Source organism: Mailhella massiliensis, assembly GCF_900155525.1.
In the GTDB taxonomy this organism is placed as follows: Bacteria; Desulfobacterota; Desulfovibrionia; order Desulfovibrionales; family Desulfovibrionaceae; genus Mailhella; species Mailhella massiliensis.
Window position 1 is genome coordinate 93,921 of the sequence record NZ_LT706945.1, and the last position, 14,977, is coordinate 108,897.

The window sequence follows — 14,977 nt, forward strand, 5'->3', positions numbered from 1 at the left end:
AGCTTCAGCCTCCACCGGACTGCCGGGACTCAGACTGTCGGCGGTTCAGGTGGAGGACTGTTGCGCATCTCTGCGAAAAAGTTTCGCCATGCAGTGCATGCGGCTTTTCAAAAATTGTTCAGAAGGTATGTGTTATGAGGGAACTTATAGATTTCCATGCTCATCTCGGCGATATTTTCACGGGAAACAATGTTTCTTTCCGTACCGGCCTTGTCCGCCCGGAGGATCTGGGCGACTGTTTTGCGGAAAACGACCGCAACGGATTTACCTATACTGCTCAGGGTAAGCCCGCCGAAGAACTGCAGGAACGTATGATGGCCGGACAGCGGAGGCTTCAGTTTGCCACATGCGAGAACATAGGCCGTACACTGGATAAGGAAGGATGCGTATATTCTGTTCTTCTCCCTATTTATCCCTATACCTCCTTTGAAGAGTATGTTGCCGCCTCACGCTGTGATCCGCGTTTCATTCCGTTTACGAGCATGGATTTTTCACGCCCGGAGAAGGAGATCATCGACAAGCTGCGTTCAGATATCGAACATGGGGCGAAGGGCCTGAAGCTTCACCCCGTGATTCAGAACAGAAGGCTGCTCGATCCTATCGTGCTTGAAGCTGTGGAACTTTTCGGAAAAGCGGGACTGCCTGTCGTGACGCATGTCGGAAAAAGCAATTACTATGTGCGCAGCCAGGAAGAAAAATATCCGACGACCATAGAATTCGGCGCCATAGAAGACTTTGTCGAGCTTGCCCGGACGTTCCCTCATTATGATCTCGTGGCGGCGCACTGCTGCCGCAATTATCCGTCGGCCCTGGCGGAAATGACAAGGGGGCTGGACCATGTCTATACCGATACGACCTTTGCAGGCGCGGCACATATCAGGGAGACGGTGGATGCTCTCGGCGAGGATAGGCTCCTTTTCGGTACGGATTATCCCTTCTCCGACATGCATTACGCAGCCCTCCAGGTGGAACTGGCCTTCGGAGAGAATTCGGATGTTGCCGGAAAGATTTTCTCCGGTAACGCCAGACGTCTGCTTAACCTTTAGTATGCTGTGAATGTGCACGTTTTTCCATATGTGCTGATTTATTTCATTCTTTGCAGCATGGAGGAACTGCCGTGAGAAAGGTTATCGATATTCACGTACACATGGGAGATATCTTTCTCGGTGGTAATGTCGGCTTTCGAACCTTTCAGCCCCGTCCAGAATTCATGGACGATCATTTTGCGGAAAATGGACGCCGTGGATTCCATTTCACTGCGGTCGGGAAAACCTCCTCCGAACTGGAAGAGCGTATGCGGCAGGGGCAGAAACGTCTGCTCGGAGCTACGCTGGAAAATATCGGTGCGAGCATGGATGAAGAGCATGTGACCTGTTCCGTTCTGCTTCCCGTATATCCTTATACGAGTTTTGAGGAGTACCTTGCGGCATCGAGGCTGGATTCCCGTATGATTCCTTTTTCCAGTCCGGATTTCAGTCTGCCTGTGGATGACATGGTGAAAAAGCTGAAAAGAGATATCGTCCGCGGGGCAAAGGGACTCAAAATTCATTCCGTTCTTCAGAATGCCGGAATGAAGGATGACCGTACCCGGGCGGCTGTGGAGGTGTTCGGCAAAGCCGGACTGCCCGTCATGTTTCATATAGGCATAAGCTATTACTATCTGCCGGAACAGGAGGCCTCCTATCCGTCCATGCCTGAAGCCGGGGCCATAGAGGATTTTTTCGATCTTGCACGCAGGTATCCAGATTTTCCGCTTATTGCCGCACACTGTGCGAACAAGTATGCGGCGGAACTTGCGGAAGGGACACGGGGGCTGCACAACGTCTATACGGACACGACGCTGTGTTCGGCTGACAGGATGCTGGAAAGCGTAGAAAAACTGGGGGCGGACAAGGTTCTTTTTGGTACGGATTATCCGTTCAGTACGCTTCATGATGCGCTGAGGGAGGTGGATACGGCCTTCGGAAACAATGAGTCCGTCAAAAACGGCATTCTGTACGGCAACGCCTCCCGTCTGCTGCGTCTGTAGCGTTTTTTCCGCGTTTCCGTCGAGGCGGCGTTTCCAATGCGGGAGCTCGGTCATTTAAGGAGAAACACATGGCAAAGATAGCATTTTTCGGACTGGGAACCATGGGAACTCCCATAGCAAAGAATCTGCTCAACGCCGGCCATGAACTGCACGTCATGGTTTATAGGGGGATTACGGCCGGACCTCTGGAAGTGCAGAAGGCAGGCGCTGTTATTGATGAGCGCCTGGAAGACATGGTTGGAGAGGCGGACTTCATCATCAGTGTCGTTCCCAACGATGATTCCGTCCGGGAAGTATACATGAACGAAGCCATGCACGAGGCGGTGAAAGACGGGGCGATCATCATAGAAATGACTTCCTGCTCTCCAGCCGTGGTCCGTGAGGTGGAGGCCTATTATGCCGACCGCAATGTGCGTGTCATTGATGCTCCCATGACGGGGGCTCTGCCCAAGGCCATTGATGGTACGCTGGTGATTATGGGCGCCGGTGATCCGGACGCCTTCAAGGCAGCAGAAGGCGTGTTTGCTCCTATTGCGGAAAAGGTCTATCAGCTCGGTAAGGTCGGTAACGGCAAGCTGATAAAGGCCATGACAAATCTGCTGGGGGCCATTAATCTTGCAGCGGTAGGGGAATTCTATCGTTTTGCCGAGGCCGAGGGGCTGGACATGCAGATTCTGGCCGACGTCGTCAAGGCAAGTGCAGGCGGCTCCACGCAGTTCACGCGTAACTTTGGTAAGATGGTGGAGAACAATTATACGCCTACCTTTGCCCTCAGTCTGCTGCGAAAGGATATGGGTATCGCTCTGGACTGCGCTTCCGTGCGGGAGGGCCTGACCATGCCTCTGGCCGCGTGTGCGTATGAACTGTATAAAAAGGCAACTGCGTTTGACCGGGAAGATTGCAGCGCCATCGCCAAGGTCAAGTAGTTCCGCAGAGCCCTGCCTTCGGAACGGATGACGGCGGCCCGAATGGAGACCCGGGCCTGATGAGTCTGCCCCTGCTTTTGGGGCGACCTGCCTTATCATACCAACAGGGCATGGGGGAAGATCTCGATCGGAACACCTGATCTTTTCCCTCTACTCTCCGCCGGGATATGTTGTTCGTAAGGCAACGTATTCCGGCGGACTGTTTATTTATTCGTACCTGTCAGTGAAGATAGTGGGTAACGGTTTATCAGAGGGCGTTCTCGAGAAAGCTTGTGCTTATTTCATACGTTTTGCTTCCAGTCATGAGAAGCGATGCGGAAAGCCGGTAAAAAGAGGCGTGATTTTTCTTTTCAGGCAAGAACTGTTTTGCAGATGGAACGGTGAGAGGAGACTGAGGGAGAAAATGCAGGAGGGAAACATGGTGCGTGCGATCAGTACAGGGAATGCCGTTTATGGCGGTGCCGGAGTGCTGATGCGGGAAATGCCGCGTTGCCTCCGGCAGAAAGCGGAGCGGTAAAGCCAAGAGGGCGTACAGGCCCTGAATGGAGACGCAGGCTTTTTGTACAAAAAAAAGCACCTGCATTTGCATACAGGTGCTTGAAATTCATGGAGCCAGCTTGGAGACTTGAACTCCAGACCTACTGATTACGAATCAGTTGCTCTACCAACTGAGCTAAGCTGGCGCTTCGGACATTCTTTTTATGGATTTTCGGGGGGCTTGTCAACACCGGAAAACGGCATTTCCCGCAGAGGGGAAAGATGAGATGGTTTTTTCGCGGATCTTCCGCTTCCGAAAAACGGCAGGGAGGGGAGGGCGGAGGCACGAGTAGTCCCGGAGTGAGTTTTTCGGTGGTATTTTGGGGGAGGGGATATCCTTAATGCGTTTCTGTGGACCGGCATCATCCGCGAAGGCGGATATTTTTAATGATGAGACGGCGGTTCATGGAACCCGGATATTTGAGGGGAGAAAAGAGGCGGCCTGAGCTTTCCCTTTGCCGCATAGCAGAAGCCGGCACGGAGCAGCGAAGGGCAGAGAGGCCGGAAAAGCGGCGGATATGCCGTACCGGTCTCTGTCGACAGGTCCGGCGTCAGTGACATGCCGCCCCTTTCCTTCAGGGAAGAGGCGGCACGGGGCTATTGAGCCAGAGGAATGGTGAAGAGGAACATGCCGCCCGGCCCCTTTTCCGCCCGGATCATGCCGCCGTGCCTTTCCACGATATGCTTGCAGATGGCAAGACCCAGCCCTGTGGAGGAAGGAGAGACCCTTTCCTTTTCCACTCTGTAGAAGCGTTCAAAAATGCGCTCGCAGTCGGATTCCGGGATACCCGGTCCCTGATCGGACACGGTGAACACGGCCATGGACTCAAAGGGCGAGGGTTCGCCCGTGATGGTGATGACGCTGCCTTTCGGAGCGTAGCGGCAGGAGTTTTCCAGAAGGTTGCGGAACACCTGGGTGATGTAGTGGGCGTCGGCCCGGATGTTCATGCTCCGGTCGATATGAATGTCGGCTGTGAGTTCCTTGGCTTCCATGTGGCGGGAGCAGGTATCCAGCGCGTCTTCCAGGACGAAGGCCGCACGCACGCAGGTGGGCTTGAGGGGCACGGTACCGCTTTCCAGCCGGGAAAGGTGCAGCATGTCTTCCACAAGCAGCGCCATGTGCCTTGCGCTTCGCAGTATGGTACCGGTGAACTTCTGCCTGTCTTCGGTGTGATGCGGCGGCAGGTCGAGTATGGTTTCGGCAAAGCCTATGATGGTGGTGAGGGGCGTGCGCAGCTCGTGCGCCACTTCTCCCATGAACTCCCTGCGCCGGCGGTTCAGGCGGACAAGGTCGCTGATGTTGTGGAAGACCACCACGGCGTAGGGAGCCGAAGGGCTTGCAAAGAGCAGATCGTTGTTTTTGAGCGGGGTGATGCGCACGCTGAGCACGATATCTTTTTCCATGCTGATGCGGAACGCCGGTGAGGAATGGTGTTCGGGCAGAAAATCGTGCAGAAACGCATCCAGCATTTCCCGGAAGGTGGATCCGGGTACCACGGATGCGGCGGGCATACCTACGGCGTTTTTGGCGAACAGACGGCAGAACGAGGGGTTCGCCTTGAGCACGATGCCCTGCCTGTCGAGAATGATGACGCCTTCGTCCAGGCTGTCGAGAATGCTGTCGAGAGGAATGGACTGCTCCATGAGCGGCGTCTGCGGCGGAGCGGGCTTTTCCGGGGCGGTGAGATCGGTGAAGCAGGATTCTCTGTTGGCGATGATGGAGGGAGCCTTCATGTGCTAGCCTTTGCAGCGGTAGCCTATGCCGCGTACGGTTTCAATGATGTCCGCCGCTTCTCCGAGACGGGCGCGCAGGCGTTTGATGTGCGTGTCCACCGTACGGTCGTAGCCGTCGAACTGGTAATCCCACACGGAACCGAGCAGTTCCTCGCGGGAGCGGACGCAGCCGGGGTTCTTCATGAGGTCTTCCAGCAGGCAGAACTGTATGGCCGTAAGTTCCACGGGCTTGTCGTTCACCGTGACCTTGTGGGCCTGCGGGTCGAGGCATACGCCGTGGCAGCGGAGCAAGGGGTCGTCTTCCTTCTGTACGGCGCGGCGGCGCAGCATGGCCTTGATGCGGAGGAGCAGCTCGCGGGTGTTGAAGGGTTTGACCACATAGTCGTCCGCTCCGAGTTCGAAGCCCACGATGCGGTCCACATCGTCGCCGCGCGCGGTGAGCATGATGATGGGAATATGCTCCGTGCTTCTGTCCTTGCCGAGTTCGCGGCACACGGCCAGCCCGTCCATGCCCGGAAGCATGACGTCCAGCAGAATGAGCGCGGGTTTCCTGCTCCGTGCCAGTTCCAGCGCGGTATTGCCGTCTGCCGCCTCCAGTGTGGCGTATCCATCGCGTTTCAGATTGAATACCAGTAAATCGCGTATATCCTGTTCGTCGTCGACGACGAGAATGAGGCTTTCACTCATATTTTCCTCAACCGGTGAAACAAAAAATTTCGGAACCTGTATCTTACGCGCACAATGCCACACTTTTATGAAAAAGAGAAGACTGACACACAACTGACACACAACTGACCTCATGCGGACACTGATTGCCGGTATCTTGCTTTCTCAAGAGGGAACAGCCAAACCTCAGAGAACAGAATGGGCCTGCATATCCTTCTGTGGCAACAGGATATGCGGCAGCGCCGGCTCCAGACCCGCAGGATGCCGGATGGAACCGACCCGGGATTTTCCTTTCCGTCCCGGGCCGGTTTTGTATTTAAGGCCCGCCCTGTTCCCCGGACCCTTGTCACGCAACTGCCATGATTCTGCCGTTCTCCCGACACGGGGCTTTTGTATGGTGCCTTCCATCGGGCGCGCGATGCACTCCTGACCGTCAGGGGAGGCGGATGTTCGCCGTATGGCCGTCAAACAAAGGGTTCTGTCATGATCAGAATAGGCATCAACGGGTTTGGGCGTATCGGCAGATATCTGCTTCGTGTCATGCATCTCTTCCCTCAGTGCGAGGTGGTGGTCATCAACGGCCATCGCGCCACCAACGAGGAAATGGGCTACCTGCTCAAGTATGATTCCGTGCACGGCCGCTTCCCCGGCAAGGTGGAGGTCACGGAAAACGGTCTCAGACTCGACGGCCGTGAAATTGCCATCACCCGTTGCGACAAGGGCGAATGGAAGTGGGCCGACTACGGCGTGGATATTGTGGTGGATACCTCGGGCACGCTGAGAAAGCGCGAACTTCTGGCGATGCACCTTGCCTGCGGCGCGAAGAAAGTCATCATTTCCGCTCCCTGCAACGATGCCGACGCCACCATCGTCATGGGCGTGAACCAGGATATTTACGATCCTGCCCGGCACGACGTCATTTCCGCGGCCTCCTGTACCACCAACTGTCTTGCTCCCGCCGTCAAGGTGCTGCACAACGAGTTCGGCATTCTGCACGGTCTCATGACCACCATCCATTCCTATACCATGAGTCAGCGTCTGCTCGACGGCACGCAGAAGGATCTGCGTCGCGGTCGTGCGGCCGGACTTTCCATCATCCCCACCACTACGGGTGCGGCTGCCGCCGTGGGACTCATCATTCCCGAACTCAACGGGCTGCTCAACGGCGGCGCGCTGCGCGTACCCACGCCCGACGTGTCCCTTGTGGACTTCACCTGCGAACTCAAGACGGAAGTGACCGCGCAGGAAGTGAACGCCGCGCTCAAGTATGCTTCCGAAACCTGGCTTTACGAGGCCCTCGGCTACTGCGACGAGCCGCTGGTTTCCATCGACTATGTGGGCGATACCCACGGCGGCACCGTGGATGCCTCCTTCACCACGGTCATGAACAAGACCATGCTCAAGATCGTGGTCTGGTACGACAACGAATCCGGCTTCACCCATCAGCTCGCCCGTCTGATACGCCTTGTGGCTTCCCATCTGGAAGCGTAGCGGCAACGCGGCGTCATCGGAACGGAATGCGTTTTTCCCTGAAAAAATGACCGAGAGGCTTTTATGAGCATGGATACGACGAACGAAACTGGCTCCCGTTTTATCATGACCGGCGCGGATATCGTGCGCATGGGCGAACCCGCGGAAATGCTGGTGGGCGGCAAGAACTACAATACCGCCCTGATCAGCCGCGTGGAAGGCATCCGTACCCCGCAGTTCCGCGCCATCCCCGCCACGGCCTTTCATGTGGTGCTTGATGAAAGCCGCGTGAACGCCGCTCTTATTTACGACGTGGTGGACAGAGCCCTTTCCGAGGTGGACTGGACCGCTCCGGCCGTTGCTTCCGACCACGGATTTTTCGGCAACTTCGTGCGCCGTGCCGCCGCCGAAATACGCGAGCGCGGAGCGGGCAAGAGCGCCAGTACCTGCCTGCGCGATTTCGTGAATCAGGTGGTGCACGGCTTTGCGGAATCGCGCGAGAACATCGACCAGCTGCGCCGTCGTTCCATGCTGGTGCAGGCCGCCATCTTGTCCATCAATCTTCCTGCCGAAGTGGATGAGGCCGTGCGCCGTGCCTACCGCGACATGTGCGACGAGGCCGGAGAAGGGGAATTCCCCGTGGCCGTGCGTTCCTCCGCCGCCGGAGAAGACTCCCGCAAGAAGGCCTTCGCCGGTCTGCAGGATACCTTCCTGAATATTACCGGTGAGGACGCCGTGGCCGAAGCCTACCTCTGGGACTGCGCCTCCGCCTACAATCTGCGTTCCATGACCTACCGGCGCGAAGCCATTCTCGACGCCGTGGCCCACGCCGAAAAGGAGGGCGATCCTTCCATTGCGGAAGCGGCCCGCAAGGAATGGGCCATTGAAAATACGGCGCTTTCCGTGTGCATCATGCGCATGATCCGTCCCGTGGTGGCCGGTACCGCCTTTTCCGCCGATACGGCCACGGGCTGCCGCGGCACCTCGCGCAACGATCTGGTGAGCATCGACTCCAGCTACGGACTCGGGGAATCCATCGTGGGCGGCATGGTGACGCCCGACAAGTTCTATGTGTTCCAGCGTGACGACGGCACCGACGTGGTGCTGCGTTTCATGGGCCGCAAGACCGTGCGCATGGTGTACAATGAAGAAGGCGGCGGCACCCACATCGAACCCGTTCCCGCCGATGAAGTGAACCAGTGGGCCCTTGGGGAAAATCAGCCCATTGAGGTGGCCCAGGGCGTGCGAGCCATCAGCCGTGCCTACGGCGGCATCATCATGGATACGGAGTTCTGCATCGACGACAAGCAGCGTCTCTGGTTCGTGCAGGCCCGCCCGGAAACGCGCTGGAATGCGGAACTCGACGAACACCCCCACACCATTTTCATGCGCCGCAAGGAAGTGGCGCCCGAAGCCGCGGCCAAGGGCGAGGTTCTTCTTTCCGGCAACGGCGCTTCCCGCGGCGCGGGACAGGGTACGGTGCGCTTCCTGCGTTCCGCCCTTGAACTGAACCGCATACACCCCGGCGATATTCTTGCCGCCGAACGTACCGATCCCGACATGGTGCCCGGGATGCGCGTGGCTTCCGCCATTATCGCCAACGTGGGCGGCGACACCAGCCATGCGGCCATTAGCTCCCGTGAACTGGGCATTGCCGCCGTCATCGGCGTGCAGAATCCCCTTGCCATGCGTGCCATGGACGGTATGCCCGTTACCGTGGACGGCACGCGCGGCCTTGTATATCGCGGACTTCTGCCTCTGTGCGACGTGGGCGGCGAGCTCGACATCGCCAAGCTTCCCAGAACGCGCACGCATGTGGGCATAGTGCTGGCCGACGTGAATCAGGCCCTGTTCCTTTCCCGCCTGCGCGGCGTGCCCGATTTTGAAGTGGGACTTCTGCGTGCGGAATTCATGCTGGGCAACATCGGCGCGCATCCCGCGGCCCTGGAAGCCTACGACAACGGCACGCTGGAAGGCTTTGTGGAACGCCGTCTCGCCGAACTGGAAGACCAGGTCAGCCGCCGCGTTTCCGAGCAGATCGCCGTGGGCCAGGTACATGCTCCCTTTGCCGAAGTGCAGCTCAAGCCCTATGTGGTTCAGCTCATGGACATGGCCTCCCTCTATGCCAATACCTCCAGCGTGCCCCGTGCGGAAGCGCTCATGGCGGAATACATGCAGCGCGCCGAAATGAACCGCGAGCTTCTGCAGACTTCCGACGATCTGCGCACGCATATCCGTGCCGTCATGGGGGCGGACGAACCCGGCTCCACGGTGACGGAAGAAGAGGTGAAGGCCGCCATGGCCGCCGCTTCCAAGAAGCCTCTGGTGCAGGAAGTTCTGGTGCGCATAGGGGCCATACGCCGCAGCGTGGCCGCCCGCACGCGCCTCGGCAAGGAAATAGAGGAAGTACGCAGCATTCCTGAAAAGATCGAGCAGCTCATCGTGACCAACGGCCATGTGAGCGGCCGCGATCACTATATCCGTACCCTGGGCCGCAACCTTGCCCTCTTCGCCATGGCCTTCTACGGCAAGGACATCGTGTACCGCACCACGGACTTCAAGAGCAACGAGTACCGCAACCTGCTGGGCGGCTGCCTGTTCGAGCATACGGAAGACAACCCCATGCTCGGCTACCGCGGCGTTTCCCGCGATATTCACGACTGGGAAATCGAAGCCTTCAAGCGTGCCCGTACCCTGTACGGCGGCACCAACCTCATGCTCATGCTGCCCTTCGTGCGTACGCTGGAACAGGCCCGCTCCATGCGTGCCTATCTGGCCGACGTGCACGGCCTGAAGAGCGGCGAGGACGGGCTCAAGATTCTGCTCATGTCGGAACTGCCTTCCAACGCCATTCTGGCGCGTCAGTTCATCAGCGAGTTCGACGGCTTCTCCATCGGCTCCAACGACATGACGCAGATGGTGCTTGCCACGGACAGAGACAACGCGGAACTCACGCATATCTACGATGAGGAAGATCCCGCCGTCATCTGGGCCATACTCACCACCATCTTCACCGGTCAGAAGTTCTGCAAGAAGGTGGGCTTCTGCGGACAGGGCGTGGCCAACAGCGCCATCCTGCGCGGCATGGTGGCCATTGCGGGCATTGTGTCCGCCTCCGTGGTACCCGATACCTACATGCGCACCAAGGCCGACTTCGCAGCCGTGGAAGCGGAACATATTCCCAGTTCCGGCCTCGGTGCATGGCTCAGCCGTCAGCACTGCGCCAAACTGCGCGCGCTTCTGGAAAAGCACGGCTATGCCGAGGCTGCCGGGATTAAGGAGCCGGAAGGCTTCCGTACCTGGTATGATGAGGAGGTGGGCCGCCTGCACAAGGAACTTTCCGCCTGCTTCAGCACGCCGTTTGAACACGACGCGCGTCATAAGCTTGCGGAATTCCGCAGAACCTTCCACAAGCCCGTGACCTATGCGGCCTGGGACTGGGATGCTACGGTGTTCGACGCCCTTCAGCAGGCGGGATTCGCAAGCTGGGAGGAACAGGCCGAGGCTCTCAGAATTCAGCAGGAAAAATTCGCGGCCGAGTAATGCCGCAGGGAGGCCCTCCGGGGCCTCCCCCGCGCAGGAGCAGGCGCGTTTTCCGGCCTTTGGCCGGACTGTTCCGACATGAGGCGGATACCGGCGTTTTTCCGCCTTCTCAGACGGCCGGCCCTTTCCCCCGAAGGGCCGGCTTTCGTTTTAAGACTGAAAACTCCCCGCTATGCGGGGAGTTCCAAAAAGGCGAAGCCTTTACATAAGTTAAAAAAGGGGTTCCTTTGTGAGATAACCAGTTGTCTCGACTCGAAATCTATACACAAAGGAACCCAATAATGAATGACCAGAGTTTAAACCATACCCGTTGGAGCTGCAAGTATCACATCGTTTTCGCTCCGAAATTCAGACGCAAGCTGGTATACGGAAGGTATCGCAGAACGATCGGCGAATTTCTGAGAAAACTGTGTGAATACAAAGGAATAGAGATAGTGGAAGCAAATGCGTGTGTGGACCATATTCATATGTGCGTCAAGATTCCGCCCAAGTATAGCGTGGCGCAGATCATGGGGTATTTGAAAGGGAAGAGTTCTCTGATGATATTCGAGAGTTTTCCGCATCTGCGCTACAAGTTCGGCAATCGCCATTTCTGGTGTACCGGTTATTTTGTCAGCACGGTGGGAGTAAATGAGGCGACCATCATCAAATATGTGAGAGAGCAGGAAGAACGAGACAAAATAACAGACCAGTATAGCCTGGTAGAACGGCCCGTCAGCTCGTTTACGAGCAGCAGGAAATAACTCTTCGGCAAGAGTCGAGACAGAGCCCTCTTAAGAGGGCAGCCGGGTAACAGACCCTTATAGGGTCAAATCAAACCGCCCCTTGAAGGGGCGGTCCTGACTTTTCCGTAGTAATTCATCACAGAGTCCTGCAATATTTTCATACAGAAAAATAACAATGTTGCTTGACCGTACGGAGCTTTTTTCCATCATGGAAGAATGGATGATTTTTGGAGTGCCGCTTTGCGGCCTTCCGTAATCGGGTATTTCCATGCATGGAGGAACAAAATGAGAAGAAGCAGTATTGCTGCGGCCGTTCTGATGGCGTTCTGGCCGCGCCCGCCTGCGGAGCGGAGGGGAAGAAGGATGAGGCGCTTCATGAGGCGTGCCGGAATGCCGTTCCTGAATATGTGGAGCTTTTCAAATCCATCATCAATATCGATTCCGGTTCGGAGGATGTGAAGGGGCTTAACCGGAAAAAGGATTTTCTCGTCGATTATCTGAAAAAGCTCGGCGCCGAAGTGGAAACCGTGGAAGCCGCGGGTGACAGAAAGGGGACCAGCAACATCATTGCACGCATACGCGGCAAGGGAAAGGCCAGAATACTGCTGTGCAGCCATTATGATACGGTGTGGCCTGCCGGAGAGGCCGCGGCGCGCCCCTTCCGCATGGAAGAGGGGAGAATGTTCGGCCCCGGTGCGGGAGATACGCAGAGCGGCGTTGCCGGAAGCATTATCGTTTTGCGTATTCTGAAGACGCTGAACTACGACGATTTCAACGTCATTACGCTCTTTCTCAATGCCGATGAGAAACTGGGATCCGCAGGAGCGAAGGAACAGCTTCTCCGGGAAGCGGCCCGGCATGACGTGGCCTTTTCCACGGAAGGCGGCGGAGCGGACGGAGAAAGCGTGGCCGTCAGTTGCCGCGGCGGCAGCGACGCCGTACTGACGGTAAAGGGAAAGCGTGCGCACTCCGGCCGGCCGCATCTCGGCCATAATGCCGGTGTCGAGCTGGTGCGCCAGATAAACAACATGCTGGATCTGGCCGATAAGGAAAAGCGTACCGACTGTACCTGGACCATGGGCAGCTTCGGTACCAATACCAACGTCGTGCCCGACAGCGCCACGGCGGTCATGGACATTCGTGCGGCAAGCCTTGCCGAGTTTGAACGGGTGAAGACGGAACTGATGAAGCGCTCCGCGCAGGTGACGGATAAGGGCTGCACGGTCGAGCTGAAATTCACGCTGGGCAAGCCGCCCTTTGAATACAGCAGTTCCACGGCGGTTCTGGCCGATGCGGCGGAACGTATTTATGCGGAACTCGGGCGTACGCTCGTCAAAATGCATGTTCCGGCAAGTTCCGACGCCAACTGGATTTCTCAGGAAATCCCCACGCTGGAAGGACTCGGCATCAGCAACGCCAATCCCCATCAGAAGGATGAATTTTCTTCGGTCAAACCTGCGCCGGACCGCTTTTATCTGCTGGCCAGGCTGATTCAGGAAACCTGCCGGGGCAATACCGTGCCGCTTGGTGAATAAGAAGCCTTTACTGCGTTATCAGCCGTAAGGACAGGAAAAAGGGGACCGCAGCGCACGCACCGCGCCGCAGGTTCCTTTTTTGCATCCGATCCGGCGCGCAGTCCGTATGCGGATACGGAGGCGTGATGTCTCGAGAGGCTGCGGCGACGCCGAAAGTCCTGCCGGGAACCGGACTCGTGTCGGGCGAAGGGGCGGGAGGGAAGGAGGCTCCGCAGAAAAAGAGGCCGCCGGACATGTTCCGGCGGCCTCTGGTATTTCCGAGGGGGAAAACGGGGTTACTTCGTGCCGTTCACGGCGTCGAATTCTTCCTGAATTTCCTTCTCCGGTTCGCCGGTCATGAGACTGACCACCACGATGGCGGCGCAGGCCGCGAGGAAGGCGGGCAGAAGTTCATAGATGCCCCACACGCCGCCCATGGGCTTGACGAGGTACTTCCATACAAAGACCATGATGCCGCCCACGGCCATGCCGGAAAGCGCACCCCAGCGGTTGCAGCGCTTCCAGAACAGGGCGAAGAGCATGACCGGGCCGAAGGACGCGCCGAAGCCCGCCCAGGCGAAGGAGACGATCTGGAAGATGGAGCTTTCCGGGTCGCAGGCGATGACGGTACCGATGATGGAGATGAGCAGCACGGTGCCGCGCGCGGAAATCATGGTGAACCTGTCGGTCATCTGAATGCGGAGCACGCCCTTGAAGAGGTTTTCCGACACGCTGGAGGCCGCGGCCAGAAGCTGACCGGAAGCCGTGGACATGGTGCTGGCCAGAATGCCCGCGAGCACAAGACCGGCCATGAAGGCGGGAATGACGCCGTAGGTGCTGAGCAGGCTGCTTATCTTGATGATGATGGTTTCCGCGGCGGAACCGGTCTGATAGGCTTCGAGGGCTCCGGCCTGAATCATGGCGTAGCCGATGACGCCGATGAAGATGGCGCAGCCCATGGCGATGACCACCCAGGTGGAGCCGATGCGGCGGGAAATGGCGATTTCGTCTTCATGGCGTATGGCCATGAAGCGCAGCAGGATGTGGGGCATACCGAAGTAGCCGAGCCCCCAGGCCAGCGTGGAGAATATGGTCAGGGTGTTGTATTCGGAAATGGCGTGGGTCACCACGTTGGTGGAGTGGGAAAGGCTGATGTAGCCTTCCAGACCGGCGGAAGCCTTCACCGCATCCCAGCCGCCGGCCACATGAATGCCGAAGGCCACGATGATGAACAGCGCAAGCGTCATGATGATGGACTGCACAAGGTCGGTCATGGAGGCGGCGAGGAAGCCGCCCAGAATGGTGTAGCCCGCAATGACCACGGTGCCGATGAGCATACCGGTCACATAGTCGAGCCCGCACAGCGTGGAGAAGAGCTTTCCGCAGGAGGCGAATCCGGCGGCGGTGTAGGGGATGAAGAACACCACGATGACCAGCGCGGAAATGCCCACGAGCAGACTGCTCGTGTCATGGAAGCGGCGGGCGAAGAAGTCGGGAATGGTGATGGCATGGATTTTTTCACTGTACACGCGGAGCCGCCTTGCCACGATGAGCCAGTTCAGATAGGTGCCGATGGCGAGTCCGATGGCCGTCCATGCCGGTTCCGCAATGCCGGTGAAGAGGGCAAGTCCCGGCAGGCCCATGAGCAGCCAGGAGGACATGTCGGAGGCTTCCGCGCTCATGGCGGTGACGATGGGGCCCATCTTGCGGCCGCCCAGGTAATATTCGTGGGCGTTGTTGTTGCGTTTGGCGCAGACAAGGCCGATGTAGAGCATGAGAACAAGATAGATGCCGATGGCGATGTAGATGAATATCTGGTGATCGTTCACGATA

The 14,977-nt window shown here is 57.7% G+C and carries 11 protein-coding genes, 1 tRNA gene and 1 pseudogene; 7 read left to right on the top strand and 6 right to left on the bottom strand.

From position 1 onward, the window contains the following. Positions 1–134 precede the first annotated feature (134 nt). Positions 135–1,046, top strand: a complete 912-nt coding sequence (locus CZ345_RS04935; protein ID WP_077072079.1) for an amidohydrolase family protein — start codon at positions 135–137, stop codon at positions 1,044–1,046. 38 nt (positions 1,047–1,084) lie between these two features. Here CZ345_RS04935 and CZ345_RS17015 read toward each other — a convergent pair whose 3' ends face one another. Further along, positions 1,085–1,366 (bottom strand): hypothetical protein, encoded by a 282-nt coding sequence (locus CZ345_RS17015; RefSeq protein WP_162274932.1) that lies wholly within the window; start codon positions 1,364–1,366, stop codon positions 1,085–1,087. On the opposite strand from CZ345_RS17015, the gene CZ345_RS04940 reads away from it, so the two are divergent. Continuing rightward, positions 1,352–2,029: an amidohydrolase family protein gene (locus CZ345_RS04940; RefSeq protein ID WP_162274933.1), complete on the top strand. Its 678-nt coding sequence runs from the start codon at positions 1,352–1,354 to the stop codon at positions 2,027–2,029. The genes CZ345_RS17015 and CZ345_RS04940 overlap by 15 nt on opposite strands. 29 nt (positions 2,030–2,058) lie before the next feature. Further along, a pseudogene (locus tag CZ345_RS17600) lies at positions 2,059–2,955 on the top strand (NAD(P)-dependent oxidoreductase); the annotation flags it as partial. Between the two features lie 247 nt (positions 2,956–3,202). On the opposite strand, the gene CZ345_RS16525 reads toward CZ345_RS17600, so the two are convergent. The 4 genes from CZ345_RS16525 to CZ345_RS04960 all read right to left on the bottom strand — a co-directional run bounded on the left by CZ345_RS16525 (position 3,203) and on the right by CZ345_RS04960 (position 5,913). Then, the gene (locus CZ345_RS16525; RefSeq protein ID WP_144277249.1) at positions 3,203–3,544 is read right to left on the bottom strand and encodes a hypothetical protein; all 342 of its coding nucleotides are present in this window, start codon (positions 3,542–3,544) and stop codon (positions 3,203–3,205) included. Positions 3,545–3,562: 18 nt separating this feature from the next. Then, positions 3,563–3,638, bottom strand: a tRNA-Thr gene (locus CZ345_RS04950). 451 nt (positions 3,639–4,089) lie between these two features. Further along, positions 4,090–5,226 carry an ATP-binding protein gene (locus CZ345_RS04955; RefSeq protein WP_077072082.1) on the bottom strand — a complete coding sequence of 379 codons (1,137 nt, stop codon included), beginning with the start codon at positions 5,224–5,226 and terminating at the stop codon, positions 4,090–4,092. Between the two features lie 3 nt (positions 5,227–5,229). Continuing rightward, complete coding sequence (locus CZ345_RS04960) at positions 5,230–5,913, bottom strand: response regulator (RefSeq protein ID WP_077072083.1); 684 nt, start codon at positions 5,911–5,913, stop codon at positions 5,230–5,232. A 462-nt stretch (positions 5,914–6,375) separates the two neighbouring features. On the opposite strand from CZ345_RS04960, the gene gap reads away from it, so the two are divergent. From gap to CZ345_RS04980, 4 genes are all read left to right on the top strand, one after another. After that, the gene (gene gap / locus CZ345_RS04965) at positions 6,376–7,383 is read left to right on the top strand and encodes a type I glyceraldehyde-3-phosphate dehydrogenase (protein WP_077072084.1); all 1,008 of its coding nucleotides are present in this window, start codon (positions 6,376–6,378) and stop codon (positions 7,381–7,383) included. Between the two features lie 63 nt (positions 7,384–7,446). Beyond that, a complete protein-coding gene (locus tag CZ345_RS04970; protein WP_077072085.1) occupies positions 7,447–10,905 on the top strand; it encodes a PEP/pyruvate-binding domain-containing protein in 3,459 nt (1,152 codons plus the stop codon). Between the two features lie 281 nt (positions 10,906–11,186). Further along, positions 11,187–11,648 carry an IS200/IS605 family transposase gene (gene tnpA, locus CZ345_RS04975; protein ID WP_077072086.1) on the top strand — a complete coding sequence of 154 codons (462 nt, stop codon included), beginning with the start codon at positions 11,187–11,189 and terminating at the stop codon, positions 11,646–11,648. Between the two features lie 254 nt (positions 11,649–11,902). Beyond that, positions 11,903–13,165 carry a M20/M25/M40 family metallo-hydrolase gene (locus tag CZ345_RS04980; protein ID WP_077072087.1) on the top strand — a complete coding sequence of 421 codons (1,263 nt, stop codon included), beginning with the start codon at positions 11,903–11,905 and terminating at the stop codon, positions 13,163–13,165. Positions 13,166–13,440: 275 nt separating this feature from the next. Here CZ345_RS04980 and CZ345_RS04985 read toward each other — a convergent pair whose 3' ends face one another. Beyond that, complete coding sequence (locus CZ345_RS04985; RefSeq protein ID WP_077072088.1) at positions 13,441–14,973, bottom strand: sodium/proline symporter; 1,533 nt, start codon at positions 14,971–14,973, stop codon at positions 13,441–13,443. Positions 14,974–14,977: the final 4 nt, after the last annotated feature.